A 20,008-nucleotide genomic window follows, 5' to 3' on the forward strand; every position below is an offset into this window, starting at 1 on the left:
CTACTTGCGGCCGGGCGTCCAGTTCATGCCCCAGCCGTAGGCGCGGTCCACGGTCCGCTGCGGGCTCACGCCGCGGTCCGGCACCAGGTACCGCGCCTCCCGCTGGACGACGAGATCGCCGCCGGTGTTCGTGATCAGGGCGAGCGCGCACACCGTGGAGGGGACGGTGCACTCGTCGAGCGAGAAGTCGATGGGCGCGCCGTGCTGCGGCTGGAGGGTGACGGTGGCGTGCAGGTCGGCGAAGGAGCTGGCGCCCTCGTAGATGGTGACGAAGACGAGGATGCGCCGGAAGTCGCGGGTGCGGTCGAGGTTGACGGTGAGGTTCTCGCCGCTCGACACGGCGCCGGTGCGGTCGTCGCCGTCGAGGTGGATGTACGGCGGCTGGTGCAGCGAGCCGAAGGCGTTGCCGAGGGCCTGTACGACCCCCTTGCGGCCGTCGGTGAGTTCGTAGAGAGCGCACAGGTCGAGGTCGATGTCGCTCTGTCGGGCGCCCCACCGGCCGCCCCAGCTCTGAGTCTGTTTGCGCGTCTGCCAGTTGAGGTTCACCCGCATGTTTCCGGACGTACCGCCCTGCTTGGCCAGCGAGACGGAGGGGGCCGCCTTGGTGAGGGTGACCTTGGAGAGGCGGACCGGCGGCGACGGTGGAGCGGCCGGCGGGGCGGCGGGCGGTGGCGGTGGCGGGACGGTCCTGGGGAGCGCGACCGGCGGGCCGGCCGGCGGGGGCGGCGCGACCGGCGGGGCGGTCGCCGTGGGCGGCGCGGTGTGCTGGGGTTCGTCCACGGTGATGCCGAAGTCCGTTGCGAGGCCTTCGAGTCCGCTGCTGTAGCCCTGTCCGACGGCCCGGAACTTCCAGCTGCCCTGGCGGCGGTAGAACTCGCCGAGCACGAAGGCCGTCTCCACGGTCGCGCCGGGGTTGTCGAAGCGGGCGACCACCTGGCCGGTCGCGGCCTCGGCGACCTCGATGTAGAGGCCCGGCACCTGCCCGAACGAGCCGCCGTCCGCGGAGGCGGCGAGGACGATCCGCTCGACGGTGCCCTCCACGCGCGCGAGGTCGGCCGTGAGCGTGTCGGTGACCTGCCCTCCGGCCGTGCGCTTGCCCTCGTGGCGGACCGCGCCGGAGGAGTGGGCGGGCTGGTTGTAGAAGACGAAGTCCCCGTCGGAGCGGACCTTTCCCCCGGCGAGCAGGAGCGCCGACGCGTCGGCGTCGGGCACGCCGGGTCCGGGGCGCCAGCCCAGCTCCACGCGCAGGGCCGTGGTCGGCACCGGCACGTTCGATCCCTTCGACATGATCATGTCCGCCCCCATCACAGATCGGCTTCCGGGCCACCCCGGCGGTCCGGGGCATCCCTACCCCGCACAACGTATTCCTCGGCACCCGGAACTCCCACGGCCCGCACAGGAAAGATCGCCGGTCAACCGCCGGTAACCCGGCCGAGACTTGGCCTTTTATACGATCTGAAGGCCGGTCGCCGTCCCTTTTTGCCAAGTTCGCTCGGATTGGGGATCCCGGGTCACTGCCGACACGGAAAACAACCCTCTTATCGGTCTCCCCAACCAGCACATCGTGGGCTTAACTTATGTGCCATGACCTCCCCCCGCTCCACTTATGGTGGCGGCTACTACTCCGCCTCCTTCCCGGACACCCCGATCTACGACTCCCTCGTGGCCGAGCGGGGCACCCCGCAGATCGCCCCGATCCGGGTCCCCGCCGCCTACGACACGGGCAGCAACCTTCCGGCCCTGCCGTCGGCCCTGCCCGCCCTGCCGGCTGCCCCCTCCCCGCAGCCCCAGGCCTACGGCTACCCGCACATGCAGCAGCCCGCTCCCTTCCAGCAGGCGCCCACGGCGTACATCCCGCAGCAGGCGAGCGCGCCGCGGGGCTACCCCGGTCCGCAGGCCCCGCAGCAGCAGCGCCCGATGGCGGCCGGCACGGGGTACGAGGCGATGCGCCCGGCAGCGCCGCGGCCCGCGCCGGCTCCCTACCAGGACCCGTACAACAACCAGCAGTACCGCGGCTACTGACCGGCGCCCCGTGCCGTCGGTGCCGCCTGGCACGATGACGGCATGGGAAACGCCGAAGTGCAGTCGATCCACGTCCACCCGGTCAAGGCGATGCGGGGCCTGTCGCCCCACGAGGCCGTGGTGGAGCCCTGGGGGTTGGCCGGCGACCGGCGCTGGACACTGATCGACGACGGGGGAAAGGTCGTCACGCAGCGCGAGCAGCCGCGTCTGGCGCTTGCCGCCGCCGAGCCTCTGGCCGGCGGCGGCGTTCGTCTGTCCGCGCCCGGCCACGCCCCGCTGACCGTCATGGTCCCGGAACCGGTGGCGACCGTGCCGGTGAACATCTTCGGCACGAAGGTCGAGGCGGTCCCCGCGGCGGCGGCCGCGCACGCCTGGTGCAGCGCCTATCTGGAGGCGGAGGTCCGCCTCGTCCACATGGACGATCCGGCCACCCGCCGCCCGGTCGACCCCGGATTCGCCCTGCCCGGCGAGACGGTGAGCTTCGCCGACGGCTACCCCCTGCTGGTCACCACGACGGCCTCCCTCGACGCCCTGAACTCCCTGGTGGCCGGGGGCGACCACGCCCACGAGGGGCCCCTGCCCATGAACCGTTTCCGGCCCAACGTCGTCGTGGCCGGCACCGAGCCCTGGGCCGAGGACCACTGGTCGCGGGTCTCCATCGGCGAGGTGGTCCTGCGGGCCGCCAAGACCAGCGCGCGCTGCGTGGTGACCACCACCGACCAGGACACCGGCGTCCGCGGCCGGGAACCGCTGCGCACCCTCGCACGTCACCGCAGGATCGACGGCAGGCTGATCTTCGGCCAGAACCTCGTTCCCCTCTCCACCGGCACGATCAGGATCGGGGACCCGGTCAGGGTCCTGGGGTGACGGACGGCCGCGCCTCCCCGGCCGCCCGCCGATCGGTCCCGCGACCGGGAACCCGGGAACGGCCCCCGGTCGTTGGGAGGTCATGAGAGATTCTTGAGAGACCGCGTTCGTCGCGGGTCCCGGCCGGGATCGACCGCTCACCCCCCGGCCCGGACCGGGGGCGACCGCCTGCGCCGGGTGTCCTGACGGCGTGAAAAGGGGGGTTGGGGAGATGCGTGCACTGAGGGGGCTGTGGCGCTGGCGGCACAATCCGCTGCGCCGTGCGACCGATCTGGCCGAGGCATGGGTGGCCCTCGTGGCACTGGTGCTGATCGCCGTGGCCGCGCCCGTGCTCGGCTGTCTGGTCGGCGTCGCCGCCCAGGACTCCTTGCAGCGGTCCGTGCGCGAGCAGCGGCACGACCGCCATCTCGTCACGGCCACCGTCATACGGGACCTGGGCGAGGCCCCGCTGGACACCGACCCCGACACCACACCGGCCCACGAGGCGCGCAGCCGCGTCGTCGCCGGCTGGACCGCGCCGGACGGCACCCGAAGACACGGCCCGGTCCTGGTGGACCTCAAGTCCCCGCACGCCGGGGAGCACTTCCGGCTCTGGACGGACCCGCACGGCCGGATGACGACCCGCCCGATGGACTCCCCGACGGCGACGACGCATGCGGTGCTCGCCGGAATAGGCGCCGCCCTGGCGACCGCGGCCCTGGTCGAATGCGGCCGGCGCATGGCCGTCTGGCGCTTGGTCCGCCGCCGGTACACACACTGGGACCAGGCCTGGGACCGCGCGGGTCCGGACTGGGGCAAGGCGGGCACCGGCAGTTGACGGCCTTCCGGCTCTGGTCAACCCACCGTGCACGCACACGCTACGGTGGACCGGCCGAAGCGCATTCGGCGAGGACCCGCGGGTGAGCGAACCCTGGGGCGTGCAGGTATGCGGGAGCACGGACGCGTTCGGGCCGAGGGCCGGGCACGCCCGCGGTCCCGGCACCGGCGGCGACGCCCCGCCGGGAGCGAGCCATCAGTACGACAAGTGGGGGCACGGCAACGCCATGGCACAGGGCACGGTCCAGGTGACGCACACCGGTACTTCGCGGTGGCGGCGCCGCACGGGTGAGTACGCATCGCTCGCCGCCGCCCTGGAGGCCGCCGCCGACGGTGACGTCCTCACCATCGCCCCCGGCACCTACCGGGAGAACCTCGTCGTCCAGCGGGCGGTGACGCTCCGTGGCCCCGAGGGGTCCCCGGGCTCCGTGCGGATCGCGCCCGCCGACGGGGTGCCGCTGACCGTGCGGGCTTCGGCGGTGGTGCAGGACCTGCACGTGGAGGGCCAGGACTCGGCCGCGCCCGCGCTGCTGGTCGAGGAGGGCACGCCCGAGCTGATGGACGTGCGGATCGTCACGCGTTCCGCCGCGGGCATCGAGGTGCGCGGCGGTGCCCGTCCGACCGTGCGGCGCTGCACCGTCGACAACCCGGCCGGCATCGGCATCGCCGTACTCGACGGCGGGGGCGGGGTGTTCGAGGAGTGCGAGGTCGTCGCCGCCGGCCAGGCGGGCGTGGCGGTCCGCGGCGGCGCCCACCCGCGCCTGGAGCGCTGCCGGGTGCACCACGCCTCGGGCACCGGGCTGACCGCGACCGGTGAGAACTCCGCCCTGGAGGCCGTCGGCTGCGAGATCTACGAGGTCCGCGGCTCGGGGGTGCAGGTCACCCAGCGGGCCACCGCGCATCTGACCGACTGCGATGTGCACCGCACCACCGCCGACGGTGTCACGCTGGACACGGACGCGGTGCTCACGCTCGCGGACTGCCGCATCCACGACATCCCGGAGAACGCGGTCGACCTGCGTTCCCGTTCGGTGCTCACCCTGACGCGGACGACGGTCCGTCAGTTCGGGCGCAACGGCCTGTCGGTGTGGGACCCGGGCACCCGTGTGGACGCCAACCAGTGCGAGATCTTCGACAGCACCGGCGACTACCCGGCGGTGTGGGTGAGCGACGGCGCCACGGTCGTGCTCGACTCCTGCCGGGTCCACGACGTCCCCGACGCGCTGTTCGTGCTGGACCGGGGGTCCCGCGCGGACGTCGTGGACAGCGATCTGTCCCAGGTGCGCAACACGGCGGTGTCGGTCAGCGACGGAGCGACCGCGCAGCTCGACGACTGCCGGATCAGGGAGGCCGCCACCGGCGCGTGGTTCCGCGACCACGGCAGCGGCGGCACGCTCAACAACTGCGCCGTGGACGGCACGCAGACCGGTGTGATCGTGACCAAGGGCGCGGACCCGACCATCGAGCGCTGCACGGTCGACTCGCCCTCCGAGGCGGGCTTCTACGTGTCGGCGGGCGGCCGTGGCAGTTTCCTGAACTGCCGGGTCAGCGGCAGCGGGGGCTACGGCTTCCACGTGATCGACGGTTGCCGTACGACGCTGCGCAAGTGCCGTACGGAGCGGTGTGCGCGCGGTGGTTACGAGTTCGCCGACGGAGGCTCCGACGGCGGGAGCGGTACGGGTCCGGTCGTGGAGGACTGCACCAGCGACGAGAGCGGCAGCCTGCGGCCGCCGGCGGCCCGCGAGACGGCCGTGCAGACGGTGACGGAGTCCCCCGGCCTGCTCGGCTCGATCCCGGGACAGCGCAGCACCGAACAGGAGCCGGCGGCCACCGCCGAGCCGGCGGAGCCGGTCCGGACGTCCACGGACGTGCTCGGGGAACTCGACGCGCTGGTGGGCCTGGAGAGCGTCAAGCGCGAGGTGCGGGCGCTGACCGACATGATCGAGGTGGGCCGGCGCCGTCGGCAGGCCGGGCTGAAGGCGGCCTCGGTCAAACGGCATCTGGTCTTCACCGGCTCCCCCGGCACCGGCAAGACGACGGTCGCCCGGCTCTACGGGGAGATCCTCGCCTCGCTCGGGGTGCTGGAGAAGGGACACCTGGTCGAGGTCTCCCGGGTGGACCTGGTCGGCGAGCACATCGGTTCCACGGCGATCCGCACGCAGGAGGCGTTCGAACGGGCACACGGCGGTGTGCTGTTCATCGACGAGGCGTACGCGCTCTCACCGGAGGACGCCGGCCGGGACTTCGGCAAGGAGGCCATCGACACGCTGGTGAAGCTGATGGAGGACCAACGGGACGCCGTGGTGGTGATCGTCGCCGGCTACACCGCGGAGATGGACCGTTTCCTGTCCGTCAACCCGGGCGTGGCCTCCCGCTTCTCGCGCACCATCACCTTCGGCGACTACGGCCCGGACGAGCTGCTGCGCATCGTCGGCCAGCAGGCGGACGAGCACGAGTACCGGCTGACGCCGGCCGCGTCCGAGGCGTTGCTGAAGTACTTCACGGCGATTCCCAAGGGCCCGGCGTTCGGCAACGGCCGTACCGCCCGGCAGACGTTCGAGGCGATGGTGGAACGGCACGCGAGCCGTGTCGCGCAGGTCTCCGACCCCACCACCGACGACCTGACCCTGCTCTACGCGGAGGACCTGCCCGAGCTGCCCTGAACGTCCTGGCCCGTCGGCGTGTTCGCGCTGCCCGGGTCCGGCGCGGCCGGCTCCGGGCGCTGACCCGGCAGTCCGGGGCGCAGCCGGGCGAGCAGCCGGGCGCGTTCCCGGGTGAACACCGGGTCCGCCTGGTAGTCGGAGTGGCCGAGGATCGGGGCCGGCAGCGGGTGGTCGGGGGTCCGGCCGTAGGCGAGGGGGTCCGCCAGGGGTTCGAGGTCCACCTCCGGGGTGCTGTCGTCGGGGACGCGGACGGGTCCGCCGATGGGATCGGTGCGTCGGTGCAGGTTGCGCCAGCAGGCCACGTCGCGGTGCAGGGCGGCGAGCGCCGGCGGGCCGAAGTGGGCCGGGAACCAGCGGCCGTACAGGCGCTCCAGCGGGGAGCCGTAGGTGAGCAGCGCGACCCGGCCGCGTGCCGGCGGGGTCAGCTGCCAGGCCGCGGCGGCGGCGAGGACGCTGCCCTGGGAGTGCCCGGAGAGCACCAGGCGTCCTCCCGTGCGCCGGGTCCAGGTCGCCATCCGCCAGGTCAGGTCAGGCACCGCGCGTTCGGCGTAGCAGGGGGGTGCGAAGGGGTGGGCGGCACGCGGCCAGAAGGTGCCGACGTCCCAGAGGATGCCTATGGTGCGCCGGGCGGCGGCGTCCTTGTAGGCGCGTCTGCCCCAGGTGACGAACAGCAGGAAGCCGAGCCCGACCAGCCAGGACCCGAGGGCCTGCGAGGTCTGCGCGACGGCCTGGACGGCGTGGTGGGCGCGGTGGGCCGCGCCGTCGGGCGTCCGGCCGGTGAGCAGGGCGCCGGCCAGGGCCGAGGCGCCCAGCAGCAGGGTGGCGGCGGTGAGCACGGCGAGGACGAGCGGTGCCCGGTCGGTGAGGGCCGCCATGGCCCGGGCGTGGGCGATGGCGCGGGTGCGGGCGGGGTCCTCGGGTTCGCCGGGGTGCTCGTGGCGGACCCGGGCGCGTTCGGCGCGGGCGTGCCGGGCGGTGCTCACGGCGAGCCGGGCGGCCAGGAGCAGCAGGACGGCGAGCAGGGCGGGGATCGTGGACGCCTGCCAGGTGAGCAGGACGGGCGGCCCGGGCAGCAGGGCGCGGGTGCCGTCCAGCCAGTCGGCGACCCGTTGCGCGACCCCGCCGGCCATCACGCCCCCCAGTGCGCAGGCGAGCAGCGTGACGGCCGGGCCGCCGAGACCGCGCATCCCGGCGCGCGGATCGGGACGGCGCCGGTGGAGGTACCCGGCGACGACGGCGAGGGCGACCACGAGCAGCCCCTGGGCCGACATCAGGGCGCCGAAGGCCGGGTCCCCGGGCAGCCGGCCCGCGGACTGCCAGCCGGGTCGGGTCCAGCCGGCGTACACCAGGGTGAGCAGCAGCAGGCCGAGGGCGCCGAGCGGCAGGCCTCGTGCGAGGTGCCGGTCGATGCGCCGGTCGAGACGGTTCTCGCTGCGGCCCCGTCCGCAGACCACGCCCACCACGGCCGCCGCCCAGGCCACCAGCGCGACGGTGAGCAGCCCTCCCAGGACGGCCGGGACGGCGGGGCCGCCGGGCCGGTGGTCGAAGCGGACGGCGGGTGTGGCCACGGCGGAGGCCACCGTGAGCAGCCCGGCGGCGGTGTGCGCGGCCCGCAGCCGTGCCACCAGCCGCCGGCCGTACCAGAACCCGGGCCGGGCCAGGGCGCTCCCGTCACCGGCGGGGTCGGCGTCGATCGCCTCGCTCGCGCCGCCCCCCTGGGCGTCGTCGGGGTCCGGAACGGGACCTGCGCCCGGGGCCGCTCCGGGCGGGGACGGCGCCGTGCCGCCGGGGCCGATGTCCTCGGCGGCCGGAAGCGGGGCGGGGGGCATCGGCTGGTGGGACTCGTACGCGTTCCAGGTGCGGTGGGAGAGGTACCAGAGCAGGGCGACGAGCGTGGCCGGGATCGTGGCGGCGAGGGCGAGCCGGCGGCCGGGGGCGGTCCACCAGGCGGCGTTCACCGGGCCGGGCGCGAGGAAGCCCAGCCAGGAGTGGCGGCGGGCGCAGGCCCGGACACCGGCGCACTGCCAGGCCACCAGGTCCAGGGCCACCTCGCAGGCGGCGGCGACCAGCAGCACGGTGAGGGTGAGGGCGGCCAGGCGCACGAGGAGGCCGTAGAGCCGGACGACGCGTGGCCGGCCCGGTGCGGCGGGACGCATCCAGTGGGCGAGGTTCACCACCATGAAGGGCAGCAGCAACAGCCACAGGGCACGGCTGCCGTCGCCGGAGGTGAGGTTGCACCAGACGTACGCCTCCTGGACGGGCCCCTGCCGGGGGCGCGTCCCGGGCTCGGCGTCCTCGGCGCGGCGGAAGACGGCGGCCGTGTCGTCGCCGGTGATCCGGACCGTGCGCGGGTCACCGAGCATCTTCCCGGGGGTCGTGCCACCGACCCCGTGGACCAGGAGTTCCAGATCGGTCTCCGGCCCGCCCGCCGCCGTGGCGGCCGGGTGCCCGGTGGGGCCGGGTCCGTCCGGTGCCCCGGTCGCCGGCCGGCCGGTGGTCCGTTCCCGCGCGCGTTCCACTGTTCTCGCACCCCCCCCCCCGTGACACCTGAAGGCCTGTCCGTGCGCGCTCCAGGATCTCGGGTCGCCCGGCGGCGCACAGCGGTTGTCGGGGAATCTCCCCGATCCGGGTGACGGGCAAGCGGGGCGAGAGCCACCGGATTGGCATGTGCGCGTCGCGTCAGGCGGTGGCGCAACCGGTACCGACCCGTGAAAAGATGGGACGCCCGCGCCTCTCCGGGCGGCGGGAAGGTCCTGGTCGGAGCTGGTGCCGGGGTCGTGTCGGACGGTTGTCGGCGAAAGGACCGGAGCATACGTGAGCGAGAATCAGAACCTCCTCGCGGAGCAGCGCCGCGCCCTGATCCTGGACGAGGTCCGGCGCCGGGGCGGTGTGCGGGTCAACGAACTGACCCGCAAGCTCGGCGTGTCGGACATGACCGTGCGCCGTGACCTCGACGCGCTCGCCCGCCAGGGTGTGCTGGAGAAGGTCCACGGCGGCGCGGTGCCGGTGGTCGAGGCCAGCACCCACGAGCCGGGGTTCGAGGCGAAGTCGGGGCTGGAGCTGACCGCCAAGGAGGACATCGCGCGTTCCGCCGCGCGGCTGGTCGCGCCGGGTACGGCGATCGCCCTGTCCGGCGGTACGACCACGTACGCCCTCGCGCAGCACCTGCTGGAGGTGCCCGATCTGACCGTGGTGACGAACTCGGTGCGGGTCGCCGACGTCTTCCACGTGGCGCAGCGGACCTCGGGCCAGCGGCAGGGCGCGGCCACGGTGGTGCTGACCGGCGGCGTGCGCACCCCGTCGGACTCGCTGGTGGGACCGGTCGCCGACCAGGCGATCGCCGCGCTCCACTTCGACGTGCTCTTCCTCGGTGTGCACGGCATATCGGTGGAGGCCGGCCTGTCCACACCGAACCTCGCCGAGGCCGAGACCAACCGGCGGCTGGTGCACTCCGCGCGCCGGGTCGTGGTGGTCGCCGACCACACCAAGTGGGGGACGGTGGGCCTGAGTTCCTTCGCGACGCTGGATCAGGTGGACACGCTCGTCACCGACGCGGGCCTGCCGGGGGACGCGCGCGCGGAGATCTCCGAGCATCTGCCGCGGCTGATCGTGGCGGGCGAGCAGGACGACGAGGGCACCGACGAGGGCGACGACGACATCTGACGGTGCGTCAATTAACCTGGCGGTCAATGCCATTGTCCCGTACGGGACTTCACGAGGGGTGGGTCGTCATGGCTCAGCGTCTGCGCCCGGTCGGTCCGGAGTTCGTCGAGACCGCGCCGGTGCGGCTGGTGTTCACCCGGGACATGGCCGCCGCCCCCGGCGCCGTCCACCGGGCCCTCGCCGAGGACCTGGCCGGCTGGCCCGAGTGGTTCTCGGCCGTGTCCTCGGTCCGGCCGACCGAGGGCGGGCGCGAGGTCCGGCTGCGCGGCGGCACCCGCTTCGAGGAGACGATCCTCGCGGCGAAGGCGCCCGAGCTGTACGCCTACCGGGTCGACGTGACCAACACGCCGGGAGCCCACGCCTGGGTCGAGGAGTGGCGGCTCGCCCCGGCGGGCACCGGGACCCGGGTCCGGATGACCTTCGCGCTCGACGGCACGGCCGCGTTCCGCCTGGTCTGCCGCCTGATCCGGCCGGGCGTCGGCCACGCGTTCCGCACCGCGGTGACGGCGCTGGACCGGCGACTGCGGTAACCCCGCCCCTGGGCGCGCACGGACCTCAGGCCGCTCGCGGTGCCCGGTCCCCGACCGGCCTCAGTCGGGCCAGACGCCCGTGGCGAGCAGGGTCTCGATGGCCGTCGAGTACGGGGTGATGTCCAGGCCCTGACCGGCGAGCCACGCGTCCGAGTAGTACTTGTCGAGGTACCGGTCGCCCGGATCGCACAGCAGCGTCACCACGCTGCCCCGGCGCCCCTCGGCCACCATCTCCGAGACGATCTTCAGCGCGCTCCACAGTCCGGTGCCGGTCGAACCGCCCGCCTTGCGGCCGATGGCCCGCTCCAGGGCCCGTACCGCGGCGACGCTCGCCGCGTCGGGGACCTTCATCATCCGGTCGATCGCGCCGGGCACGAAGCTCGGCTCCATACGCGGCCTGCCGATGCCCTCGATCCGGGAGCCGCAGTCGCACGTGACGTCCGGATCGCCGGTGGTCCAGCCCTCGAAGAAGCAGGAGTTCTCCGGGTCGGCGACGCAGATGCGGGTGTCGTGCTGCATGTAGTGCACATAGCGCGCGAGGGTCGCGGACGTGCCGCCGGTGCCCGCGGTGGCGACGATCCACGCCGGCTCCGGGAACCGCTCCAACTCCAGCTGCCGGAAGATCGATTCGGCGATGTTGTTGTTGCCGCGCCAGTCGGTGGCCCGCTCGGCGTAGGTGAACTGGTCCATGTAGTGGCCGCCGGTCTCCACCGCGAGACGGGCGGACTCCTCGTACATCTTCCGTGAGTCGTCGACGAAGTGACATCGACCGCCGTGGAACTCGATGAGACGGCACTTCTCGGCGCTCGTCGTGCGCGGCATGACGGCGATGAAGGGCACGCCGATCAGCTTCGCGAAGTAGGCCTCGGAGACGGCCGTGGAGCCGCTGGACGCCTCGATCACCGGCCGGTCCGGACGGATCCAGCCATTGCACAGGCCGTAGAGGAACAGGGAGCGGGCAAGCCGGTGCTTGAGACTGCCGGTGGGGTGGGTCGACTCGTCCTTGAGGTACAGGTCGATGCCCCACCGCTCCGGAAGCGGGAAGCGCAGCAGGTGCGTGTCCGCCGACCGGTTGGCGTCCGCCTGTACCTTGCGGACGGCTTCTTTCAGCCACACACGGTAGGCGGCGTCACTGCGGTCGACGTCGAGGGTGGCGCCGGTCCGGGCCTGGGGGATGGTGCTCACGACGGTGCTCCTTACGCTGGGCGCCGACGGCGCTTCACGCGCCCGACCCTTCGAGCATAGGCATCTTTCATACCGCTTCCCACCTGCATAAACGCATCTTTGAGCCACTCAAAGACGCCCTGAGGCACAGACGTACGAGAATTCCGGGGGCGCATTGGCGCGAGTGCTCCGGCGGGTCGTCGCACGGGCCCCGTGCGTACTGGTGCTCCACGCCGCATCGGGGCAGACTGCACGCGTCGGGACGATCGCCCCGAACAGGGGCGCCCACGGAACCACCAGGACACGCGCAAGGGGGCGGCGAAGGATGGCGGAGCCGGAATTCACGGCCACGGGCGTGCGGATCGGCAAACGGCTGCGTTCGCTCACCCGTGCCGGACAGGTCCGGATCAACGACGGCAGGCTGGAACTGCTCACCAGCTACGGCAGCGAGATAGACAGCGCGCCCGTGCAGGCGGTGCGTGCGTCCAAGCCGTGGTTCGCGCCGGACGACCGGGCACTGGCCGACCTCAACGGCAACCGGTACCTGCTGACGCTGGGCGAGCACGATCCGGCACCGGGCCAGGCGGGTCCGCCGGCCGCGCGGCGGTTCATCGAGGCGGTGCGCCGGGCGGCCGGCCGCGGCGGCTGAAAGGCCGGGCGGGTACGCGGAGCAGCGGTCGGTCGCGGCGAGTTGCGGGAGTTCCTCCGCTGCGTCACGCTGGTCCCACGTCACTCTGGGTTTACCGGCGATAACGCTGCGAACCAGCCCGCCGGCCACGACAGCAGGCGGACGTTTGGACGCAAGCACCCTGCTGGATCCGTTGTTCTCCGTGTTCTTCCGGTCCTCCGGATTTCGGTTCCTTCCGGACCTCACATCGGGGAGTCGCAGCCGTGATCAGTCACCCAAGCAGGCACTGCACGGTGGAGCTCCAAGCCCTGCCGTCGCGGATCGGCCAGGTCCGCAGAATCGTATCTGCGCAGTTGCGCTACTGGCATATGGACCCGTTGATAGACCGGGCCGCGCTCGGTGTGACCGAGCTGTTGAGCAACGTCCACCGGCACGCCAGGCCCGACAAGTCGTGCACCGTCGAGCTGGAGCTGCTGCCGGACCGGCTCACGGTCTCGGTGCGCGACCACGATCCGCGCCTTCCCGTGCTGGCCGACGCCGAGGACGCGCCGGACGCGACCCCGTTGGCCACCTGCGGGCGGGGTCTGGCGATGGTCGCCGCGGTGAGCGCGAGCTGGGGAGCGCGGCCGGACGGCGACGACGGCAAGATCGTGTGGTTCACGCTGCCCGCCCCGGCCGCGGTGCGCGCCCACGCGGAACGCGCGCCGCGCCGCGCGACGGAGCGGCAGCCCGCGGCGGCCCGGCCGGAAACGCGGCCGGCTCCGGCGACCGAGCCCGTGACGACCGGACCTCCGGTCGTCATCGGTACGACTGTGCCCCTCGGCGGGGCGACTCCGACTCCGGTGGGGGCGGGGGTTCCGGTGGGCGCGGCGGCTCCGGTCGGCGCGAGTGCTCAGCGGGGTGCCTCGACTCCGGTCGGTGCGGGCGCCCCGGTGGGTGCCCGGGCCTCGGTGGACGCGGGGGCTCCGGCCGGTGCCGGGACTCCGGTCCGTGCTCCGGTGGGCGCCGGTGCTCCGGGCGCCAGGTCCGCCTCGCTCGACGGTGCGGGGAACTCCGCGACCACGACTCGGGTGACGGCCGGGCAGCCTTGACAGCGGCCCGCGGTGCGCACCGGCTGCCCTGACGCCGTCGCCCCGTGTCGTATCGGATCGACCGACGCCGGTCCGGCGCACGCGACGGCCGCCGCGGCGGATCCGGACGTCACAGCCGCCCGCTCCCCCGAAGGCGGGCCGCCGCCGGGAGCCGCTCCCCCACCCCGGCCCCGCGTTCTTGGGGCGCCAGACCTCCGCCCGGTCGGCCGCAGTCGCCCGACCGGGCGGTGACCATCTCCGGGACCGGGCGGCGGGACGGCCCCGAGTCCACCCCGCGTCCCGGCCGCCCTCACTCCGTCCCGATCGCCCGCAGGATGTCCAGGCGACCCGCTCGGCGGGCCGGGCGGAGGGCGGCGAGGGCCCCCGCGGCAAGGCCCGCGAGCAGGATCACCGCGAGCCGTACCGGCGGGAGGGCGAAGGCGAACGCGGAGTCACCGGCACCGTCGGAGGCCTTCACCAGCACCCAGCCGAGGAAGGCGCCGAGGCCGAGCCCGCCCACCGTGCCGAAGGCGGCGACCAGGACCGACTCCCAGCGCACCATGGCCCGCAACTGGGCGCGGGGCTGCCCGACCGCCCGCAGGAGCCCCAGTTCCCGGGTGCGTTCGTGCAGCGCGAGGGTCAGCGTGTTGGCGATGCCGAGCAGGGCGATGACGACCGCCAGGGCGAGCAGCGCGTAGACGAGGGTCAGCATCATGTCGATCCCGCCCGCCGAGGACCGCGCGTACTCGTCCCGGGTCTGGACCTCGGGGTTGCCGTACTGTGCCGCGACCTTGCGTACGGCCGCCCTGCCCGCGTCCGCGCCCACGCCGTCCTCGAAGGTGACGGCGATCAGGTTGTCCGAGTCCTGCGTGCGGTGCGGGGCCCAGGCGGACCGGGTGACCACGTAGTCGCCGGCGAGTTCGGAACGGGCGTAGACGGCGCGGACGGTGAAGGTCTCGCTCGTGCCGTCGGTGAAGGTGAGCCGGGCGGTGTCACCGGTGCGCAGGTGCTGCCGGTCGGCCTCCTTCCGGGTCAGCGCGAGCCCGTCGCGGCCGAGGTCGCGCAGTGAACCGGTGACCGCGCCGAGGTCGAAGGTGCGGGCGAGTGCCACCGGATCGGTGACCGTCAACGCGCGTCCCCTGCCGTTGACTTCGGCGACCCCACGGCCGAGGCCGACCGCGGTGTCGACCTCGGGCAGCCGTTGCAGGGCCGGGGCGAGCCGGGGGCTGAGCCCGCTGCCGCCCGCGCCGAAGGACGGCGTGCTGACGGCCACGTCGCCCGCGAAGGACCGCGACACCGTCTGGTCCATGGTGGCCTTCAGCGAGGCCCCGAACACGGTGAACAGCGACACGACGGCCACGCCGATCATGAGCGCGCTCGCGGTGGCGGCCGTCCGCCCGGGGCTGCGCAGGGCGTTGCGCCGGGCGAGGCCGCCGGTGACGCCGCGCAGCCGGTCCAGGGGTCCGCCGAGCAGGCGTACCGCGGTGCCGGCGGCGACCGGGCCGAGGACCACGAAGGCCGCCAGGGCGAGCAGGGCGCCGGTTCCCGCCAGCCACACCGAGGGGGTGGCGAGGACGCCGGTGAGGGTCGTGGCGAGGGCCGCCGCGCCGAGGGCGGCGCCGGTGATCGCGCGGGCGCGGGAGGCGCCGGAGCCGTCGACGGCCGTCTCGCGCAGGGCCGCGAGTGGAGCCGTCCGTCCGGCGCGCCTGGCCGGCAGCAGCGCGGAGCCCAGGCAGACCAGCACACCCACGGCGAGCGGCAGGGTCATCGAGAGCGTCTTGACGACCAGGTCGCCGTCGGGGAAGGGGAATCCGATCGCGGGAAACAGGGCCTGCAGACCGGCGGCGATGCCGACGCCGCCGGCGAGGCCGGTGAGGGACGCGGCGAACGCGACCACGGCGGCCTCGGCGAGGGCCGAGGTGGTGACCTGGCGGCGCGCGGCGCCGAGTGCGCGCAACAGGGCGTTCTCTCGGGTGCGTTGGGCTACCACGATCGCGAACGTGTTGTGGATGGAGAAGGTGGCGACGAGCAGGGCGACGCCGGAGAAGACCAGCAGGAAGGTCGTGAAGACGGTCAGGAACTGGCTGGAGATCATGTCGGTGTTCTCCCGGGCCGACTGCTGACCCGTGATGGCCTCGACACCCGCGGGCAGGACGGGAGTCAGCCGGTCGACCAGCTGCCGCTGGCCGACTCCGGGCCCGGCCCGCACCGCGATGCTCGCCGCCTGTCCGGGGCGCGCTGTGAGGTATTTCCCGGCGTCGGCGGTGGTCATGCCGGTGAAGGTCACCTGTGCCATGCCGTCCTGCCCGCCGAAGGTGGCGAGGCCGACGACGGTCACCCGCACCGGGTCCGGGGTGCGCAGGGTGGTGGTGTCACCGACCTTCAGGCCGCCCTTCTTCGCGGCGCCCCGGTTCACCACGACCTCACCGGACCTCGCCGGGGCGCGGCCCTCGGCGATCCGGTACGGGTTCAGTCGGGCGTCGGTGATCCAGTTTCCGGCGAGGGTGGGCGGGCCCTGACCGCCGACGGGTTTCCCGTCGGAGCCGACGAGTTGGCCCGCGCCCTGGATGTCCGGGGCGGCGGCGGCCACACCGGGGACGCGCTCGATCGTCTCGGCCAGGGAGGCGGGAACCGGCCGCCGGACCCCCTGGGCCTCGCCGGGCGTGGTGATGGCGTCGGCGCCGCGCACCACGGCGTCGGTGCCGCTGGTGGCCTCGCCGAACATGCTGCCGAAGCTCGCGCGCAGTGTGTCGCCCATGACGAGGGTGCCGGTCAGGAAGGCGACACCGAGGAACACGGCGAGGAACGTGCCCGCGAGGCGACGCCGGTGCGCGCGCAGGGAGGTGAGGGCGAGCCGCAGCGTCGTGCTCATGTCCGCACCTCGAAGGCCTTCATGCGGTCGAGGACCCTGTCCGCGGTCGGGGACTCCATCCGGTCGACGAGCCGCCCGTCGGCGAGGAAGAGCACCTCGTCGGCGTGGGCGGCGGCCACCGGGTCGTGGGTGACCATGACCACCGTGCGGTCCATGTGCCGTACGGCCCGGCCGAGGAGGCCGAGCACCTCCGCGCCGGAACGGGAGTCGAGGTTGCCGGTCGGCTCGTCGGCGAAGACGACGTCCGGCCGGCCGGCGAACGCCCGTGCCACGGCGACGCGTTGCTGCTGGCCGCCGGAGAGCTCGGCGGGGCGGTGGTGCAGCCGGTCGCGCAGTCCGACGACGTCGACGAGCGCGTCGATCCACTCGTGGTCGCCGGTCCGGCCGGCCAGGTCCAGCGGCAGCGTGATGTTCTCCGCGACGGTCAGCGTGGGCACCAGGTTGAACGCCTGGAAGACGAAGCCGATGCGGTCGCGGCGCAGCAGGGTCAGGCGGCGGTCGTCCAGCGCGCCGAGCTCGGTGTCGCCGATGTGGGCGGTCCCGGAGGTGAGCGTGTCGAGGCCGGCCGCGCAGTGCATGAGCGTGGACTTGCCGGAGCCCGACGGGCCCATGATCGCCGTGAAGCGTCCGGCGGGGAAGACCACGTCCACGCCGTCCAGGGCGTGTACGGCGGTGGCGCCGGCGCCGTACACCTTCACGGCGTCGGTCACGCGGGCCGCGGCGCGCGGTGCGGTCGTGGTGGTCATGCCGCACCGCCCTTGCCGATGCGGCCGAAGTGCTCCTCCAGGACGGAGAGGCGGCGCCAGTACTCCTCTTCGTCGATGTCCCCGGCGGCGAAGCGGCGGCCCAGGACGGCGAGCGGCGAGTCGCCCGCCGGGCGTCCGCCGTCCGGCGTGCGCCAGGGTCCGCCGCGGCCGCGCAGGCCGGTGCGGCGCAGGAAGGTGACGGCGCCGAGTACGACGGCCGCCCAGATCAGCGGGAAGAACAGGATCCAGGGGCCGGGTCCGCCGTCCCAGTCGGCCAGGGTCTGCATGTCGGTCGTCTCCCTCGTCGGCGTCGGTCTTCGGGTGATGCCAAGAGGCTCCCTCCGCAAGGGGCTCCGAGTCGTCGTGCGGCCGGCGGCAGTACGCGTACCTCCCGGGGAGTACGCGGGAGCGGGCGCGCTGCTCCTCGTCGCGTGCCGACGGGCCGGTGCGACGGAGGCGGACCGGGCACCTGACACGTACGCGGGGAGGCATGTCCGCCGCGAGCACGGCCGCGTCCCGGCGGCGAGCCGCTCCGCCTCCCGGCTCCCGCACGGCCGGGCGGCGGGGGACGGGGGGCGTACGGGCTGCGACGACGGGCGCACGGGACGATTCGGCGGGCGTGGCCCGATCGTGCGGATCCCGGTCCGTCCGCGCGGTTCCGGAGCGGGGCGGCGCGCGGAGGATGGAGGCGGAGCACCGCCGGCCCACGAACAGCGGACACCGACCGACCCCGGCCGGCCCCGACCGACGAGACCCGAGCACATGTCGCATCGGATGCGGGAGCGATGCGAGCGCTGTACGCCCACCGCGCTGCCGGCGGACGGACCGGCCCGCGTCCGCTCGTCCGAGTGCACCTGCTGCGGGCCCTGCGCCGAGGCCGTGGACCGGGTCTGCCCCCACCGCGGCGGCGAACCGGTGCCCCGGCCGCGGCGCACGACCGGCACGCCCGCGCCGGTGGCTCGCGCGTACTCCGGCGGCGAGTCCGCGGTCTAGGCGGCCAGCGCCCCCAGCGGGTCGTCCAGTACCGGCTGCCAGGCCAACTCGGCGGCACCGACCAGGCTGTTGTGGTCGAGGGTGCACGGCAGGATCGGTACGCCGCCGCTCTGGCCCCACAGACTGCGGTCGGCGACGACCGCCCGCAGCCGGCCGGCGTCGGCGTCCAGGAGCGTGCGGTGCAGGCCGCCGAGGATGATGCGGTCGGGGTTGAGGATGTTGACCAGCCCGGCGAGGCCGAGGCCGAGGCGGTCGATGAGGGCCTCGGCGGCCCGGCGGACGGCCGGATCGCCGTACTGGGTGCGCAGCAGGTCGTTGGCCTGCTGGAGCAGCGACACCTCGGGACCCGGCTCCCGGCCCGCCTCCACCAGCAGGGCCAGCGGGTCGGCCTCGACGTCCAGGCAGCCCCGGCTGCCGCAGTGGCAGGGCCGGCCCTCCGGATTGACGGTGAGGTGGCCGACCTCCAGGGCGAGGCCCGAACTCCCGGTGTGCAGGCGGCCGTCGAGGACCAGGGCGCCGCCGACGCCACGGTGCCCGGTGGCCACGCACAGCAGGTCGCGGGCACCCCGGCCGGCGCCGTGCCGGTGCTCGGCGAGCGCGGCGAGGTTGACGTCGTTGCCCGCGAACGCCGGTCCGGTGATGCCGGCGGCGCGCACGCACTCGGCGAAGGTGCGCCGCACAGGGGCGCCGACCGGCCAGGCGAGGTGCAGCGGGTTGAGGGCGAGACCGTCGGGTTCGGCGACGGCGGACGGCACGGCGAGTCCGGCGCCGACGCAGTGACGGCCGGTGGTGCGCAGCAGCTCGGCACCCGCCTCGACGACCGACCGCAGCACCTTCGCCGGGTCGGCGTCGACGGTCTCGCAGCCGGGGGCGGTGGCCACGATCCGCCCGCCCAGCCCGACCAGCGCGGCCCGGAACCCGTCGGCGTGGACCTGCGCCGCCAGGGCGACCGGGCCCTCGTCGGCGATCTCCAGCCGGTGCGAGGGGCGGCCCTGGGAGCCCGCCGCCGCCCCCGGCCGGGCGTCCACCCGGATCAGGCCCAGCGCCTCCAGTTCGGCGGCCACCGCGCCCGCCGTCGCACGGGTGACGCCGAGTTCGGCGGTGAGCACGGCACGGGTCGGCGCCCGTCCGGTGTGCACCAGCTCCAGCGCGGGTCCCAGGGCACCGCGTCCCCGGTCCAGCCGTGCCCTCGAGGTGGTCCTCTCCCCCGCCGTCCGGGGATCCGCGTTGCCGCTCATGAGGGGGAGTCTCCCATGATCCGGATCATCGGTGGCCTGCGCCGCCGTCACAGGCCGCTCACCCGCAGGGTGATGTTCAGCCGTCCGGCCAGGCCCAGCCAGGTCGGCGCCGTGCCGGGGTGGACACGCGGCACGCCGTGGTAGGCGAGCCGGGAGGGGCCACCGAACACGAACAGGTCCCCGCTGCGCAGTTCGACATCGGTGTACGGCCTGGTGCGCGTGTCGGTGTTGCCGAAGCGGAACACGCAGCCGTCGCCGAGGCTCAGCGAGACCACCGGTGCGTCGGACCGCTCGTCACCGTCGCGGTGCATGCCCATCCGGGCGTCGCCGTCGTAGAAGTTGATCAGCGCGATGTCGTACGGCTCCGCCGGCACCGCGGCCGGGCCGAGGGCGTCGGCCACCGCGCCGCGGGCGAGCACGCCGAGCCAGGCCGGGAAGGGTTTGACGGGCGTCCCGTCGCCGTCGACGACCGTGCGGGCGTAGGCGTACGGGTGCCAGTGCCAGCCCAGGCATACCTGCCGGGCGGTCATCGTGCCGCCGCCCGGGGTGCGGACCGTGCGCAACCCGGCCGGGGGCCGCGCCCAGTCCCGGCAGGCGGCCAGCAGCTCGCGCTGCCGGTCGGCGCCCAGCCAGTCCGGGGCGTGCACGGCGCCCGGCGCGACCTCCGCGCGCTCCCTGCCGAACAGCTCCGCGTCCACGCGCTCCATCTTGCCCCATGCCCGTCCCACCACCCCTG

At 74.3% G+C, this 20,008-nt stretch carries 16 protein-coding genes and 1 pseudogene; 9 read left to right on the plus strand and 8 right to left on the minus strand.

Annotated elements, in window-relative coordinates; translation table 11 throughout:
• Window positions 1–1,287: a TerD family protein gene (locus tag ACF08B_RS18935; RefSeq protein ID WP_392318384.1), complete on the minus strand. Its 1,287-nt coding sequence runs from the start codon at window positions 1,285–1,287 to the stop codon at window positions 1–3.
• Window positions 1,288–1,584: 297 nt separating this feature from the next.
• On the opposite strand from ACF08B_RS18935, the gene ACF08B_RS18940 reads away from it, so the two are divergent.
• The 4 genes from ACF08B_RS18940 to ACF08B_RS18955 all read left to right on the plus strand — a co-directional run bounded on the left by ACF08B_RS18940 (window position 1,585) and on the right by ACF08B_RS18955 (window position 6,368).
• The gene (locus ACF08B_RS18940; RefSeq protein WP_073894762.1) at window positions 1,585–2,022 is read left to right on the plus strand and encodes a DUF6643 family protein; all 438 of its coding nucleotides are present in this window, start codon (window positions 1,585–1,587) and stop codon (window positions 2,020–2,022) included.
• Between the two features lie 42 nt (window positions 2,023–2,064).
• Window positions 2,065–2,889, plus strand: coding sequence for an MOSC domain-containing protein (locus tag ACF08B_RS18945; protein ID WP_392318385.1), 825 nt, complete (start codon window positions 2,065–2,067; stop codon window positions 2,887–2,889).
• A gap of 211 nt (window positions 2,890–3,100) precedes the next feature.
• On the plus strand, window positions 3,101–3,706 hold the full coding sequence (locus ACF08B_RS18950) for a hypothetical protein (RefSeq protein ID WP_392318386.1): 606 nt from the start codon (window positions 3,101–3,103) through the stop codon (window positions 3,704–3,706).
• 226 nt (window positions 3,707–3,932) lie between these two features.
• Entirely contained in the window at window positions 3,933–6,368 is a 2,436-nt protein-coding gene (locus ACF08B_RS18955) for a right-handed parallel beta-helix repeat-containing protein (protein WP_392318563.1), read from the plus strand.
• Here the strand turns inward: ACF08B_RS18955 and ACF08B_RS18960 are convergent.
• On the minus strand, window positions 6,338–8,731 hold the full coding sequence (locus ACF08B_RS18960) for a hypothetical protein (RefSeq protein WP_392318564.1): 2,394 nt from the start codon (window positions 8,729–8,731) through the stop codon (window positions 6,338–6,340). The two genes, ACF08B_RS18955 and ACF08B_RS18960, sit on opposite strands and share 31 nt — an antisense overlap.
• 451 nt (window positions 8,732–9,182) lie before the next feature.
• Here ACF08B_RS18960 and ACF08B_RS18965 point away from each other — a divergent pair, with 451 nt between their 5' ends.
• Together ACF08B_RS18965 and ACF08B_RS18970 are read left to right on the plus strand one after the other, a co-directional pair.
• Window positions 9,183–10,031, plus strand: a complete 849-nt coding sequence (locus tag ACF08B_RS18965; RefSeq protein WP_392318387.1) for a DeoR/GlpR family DNA-binding transcription regulator — start codon at window positions 9,183–9,185, stop codon at window positions 10,029–10,031.
• A gap of 68 nt (window positions 10,032–10,099) precedes the next feature.
• Entirely contained in the window at window positions 10,100–10,561 is a 462-nt protein-coding gene (locus ACF08B_RS18970; protein WP_392318388.1) for an SRPBCC family protein, read from the plus strand.
• Window positions 10,562–10,621: 60 nt separating this feature from the next.
• On the opposite strand, the gene ACF08B_RS18975 is transcribed toward ACF08B_RS18970, so the two are convergent.
• Window positions 10,622–11,746, minus strand: coding sequence for a PLP-dependent cysteine synthase family protein (locus ACF08B_RS18975; RefSeq protein WP_392318389.1), 1,125 nt, complete (start codon window positions 11,744–11,746; stop codon window positions 10,622–10,624).
• Window positions 11,747–12,050: 304 nt separating this feature from the next.
• On the opposite strand from ACF08B_RS18975, the gene ACF08B_RS18980 reads away from it, so the two are divergent.
• Window positions 12,051–12,374: a hypothetical protein gene (locus ACF08B_RS18980; RefSeq protein WP_123438764.1), complete on the plus strand. Its 324-nt coding sequence runs from the start codon at window positions 12,051–12,053 to the stop codon at window positions 12,372–12,374.
• A 242-nt stretch (window positions 12,375–12,616) separates the two neighbouring features.
• Window positions 12,617–13,192, plus strand: a pseudogene (locus ACF08B_RS18985) (ATP-binding protein); the annotation flags it as partial.
• A gap of 541 nt (window positions 13,193–13,733) precedes the next feature.
• Here the strand turns inward: ACF08B_RS18985 and ACF08B_RS18990 are convergent.
• Genes ACF08B_RS18990 through ACF08B_RS19000 form a run of 3 tightly spaced genes read right to left on the minus strand, consistent with a single transcriptional unit; the run spans window position 13,734 to window position 17,328 of the window.
• Entirely contained in the window at window positions 13,734–16,295 is a 2,562-nt protein-coding gene (locus ACF08B_RS18990; RefSeq protein ID WP_392318390.1) for an ABC transporter permease, read from the minus strand.
• Window positions 16,292–17,041: an ABC transporter ATP-binding protein gene (locus ACF08B_RS18995; RefSeq protein ID WP_392318391.1), complete on the minus strand. Its 750-nt coding sequence runs from the start codon at window positions 17,039–17,041 to the stop codon at window positions 16,292–16,294. Before ACF08B_RS18995 ends, ACF08B_RS18990 begins: the two co-directional genes overlap by 4 nt.
• On the minus strand, window positions 17,038–17,328 hold the full coding sequence (locus ACF08B_RS19000; RefSeq protein ID WP_392318392.1) for an SHOCT domain-containing protein: 291 nt from the start codon (window positions 17,326–17,328) through the stop codon (window positions 17,038–17,040). Before ACF08B_RS19000 ends, ACF08B_RS18995 begins: the two co-directional genes overlap by 4 nt.
• Before the next feature lie 487 nt (window positions 17,329–17,815).
• Between ACF08B_RS19000 and ACF08B_RS19005 the strand changes: the two genes are divergently transcribed.
• Entirely contained in the window at window positions 17,816–18,034 is a 219-nt protein-coding gene (locus tag ACF08B_RS19005) for a DUF1272 domain-containing protein (RefSeq protein WP_392318565.1), read from the plus strand.
• Here ACF08B_RS19005 and ACF08B_RS19010 read toward each other — a convergent pair.
• Complete coding sequence (locus ACF08B_RS19010) at window positions 18,031–19,272, minus strand: ROK family protein (RefSeq protein WP_392318393.1); 1,242 nt, start codon at window positions 19,270–19,272, stop codon at window positions 18,031–18,033. The two genes, ACF08B_RS19005 and ACF08B_RS19010, sit on opposite strands and share 4 nt — an antisense overlap.
• Before the next feature lie 47 nt (window positions 19,273–19,319).
• Window positions 19,320–19,970, minus strand: coding sequence for an alpha-ketoglutarate-dependent dioxygenase AlkB family protein (locus ACF08B_RS19015; RefSeq protein ID WP_392318394.1), 651 nt, complete (start codon window positions 19,968–19,970; stop codon window positions 19,320–19,322).
• Window positions 19,971–20,008: the final 38 nt, after the last annotated feature.

This window comes from Streptomyces sp. NPDC015139 (assembly GCF_043079785.1).
Taxonomy (GTDB): domain Bacteria; phylum Actinomycetota; class Actinomycetes; order Streptomycetales; family Streptomycetaceae; genus Streptomyces; species Streptomyces albidocamelliae.

Excerpts from the sequence above, each read along its gene's own strand:
- ACF08B_RS18935 (WP_392318384.1), bottom strand. The coding sequence starts at position 1,287 with ATGTCGAAGGGATCGAACGTGCCGGTGCCGACCACGGCCCTGCGCGTG.
- ACF08B_RS18940 (WP_073894762.1), top strand. The coding sequence starts at position 1,585 with ATGACCTCCCCCCGCTCCACTTATGGTGGCGGCTACTACTCCGCCTCC.
- ACF08B_RS18945 (WP_392318385.1), top strand. The coding sequence starts at position 2,065 with ATGGGAAACGCCGAAGTGCAGTCGATCCACGTCCACCCGGTCAAGGCG.
- ACF08B_RS18950 (WP_392318386.1), top strand. The coding sequence starts at position 3,101 with ATGCGTGCACTGAGGGGGCTGTGGCGCTGGCGGCACAATCCGCTGCGC.
- ACF08B_RS18955 (WP_392318563.1), top strand. The coding sequence starts at position 3,933 with ATGGCACAGGGCACGGTCCAGGTGACGCACACCGGTACTTCGCGGTGG.
- ACF08B_RS18960 (WP_392318564.1), bottom strand. The coding sequence starts at position 8,731 with ATGCTCGGTGACCCGCGCACGGTCCGGATCACCGGCGACGACACGGCC.
- ACF08B_RS18970 (WP_392318388.1), top strand. The coding sequence starts at position 10,100 with ATGGCTCAGCGTCTGCGCCCGGTCGGTCCGGAGTTCGTCGAGACCGCG.
- ACF08B_RS18980 (WP_123438764.1), top strand. The coding sequence starts at position 12,051 with ATGGCGGAGCCGGAATTCACGGCCACGGGCGTGCGGATCGGCAAACGG.
- ACF08B_RS18990 (WP_392318390.1), bottom strand. The coding sequence starts at position 16,295 with ATGAGCACGACGCTGCGGCTCGCCCTCACCTCCCTGCGCGCGCACCGG.
- ACF08B_RS18995 (WP_392318391.1), bottom strand. The coding sequence starts at position 17,041 with ATGACCACCACGACCGCACCGCGCGCCGCGGCCCGCGTGACCGACGCC.
- ACF08B_RS19000 (WP_392318392.1), bottom strand. The coding sequence starts at position 17,328 with ATGCAGACCCTGGCCGACTGGGACGGCGGACCCGGCCCCTGGATCCTG.
- ACF08B_RS19005 (WP_392318565.1), top strand. The coding sequence starts at position 17,816 with ATGCGGGAGCGATGCGAGCGCTGTACGCCCACCGCGCTGCCGGCGGAC.
- ACF08B_RS19010 (WP_392318393.1), bottom strand. The coding sequence starts at position 19,272 with ATGAGCGGCAACGCGGATCCCCGGACGGCGGGGGAGAGGACCACCTCG.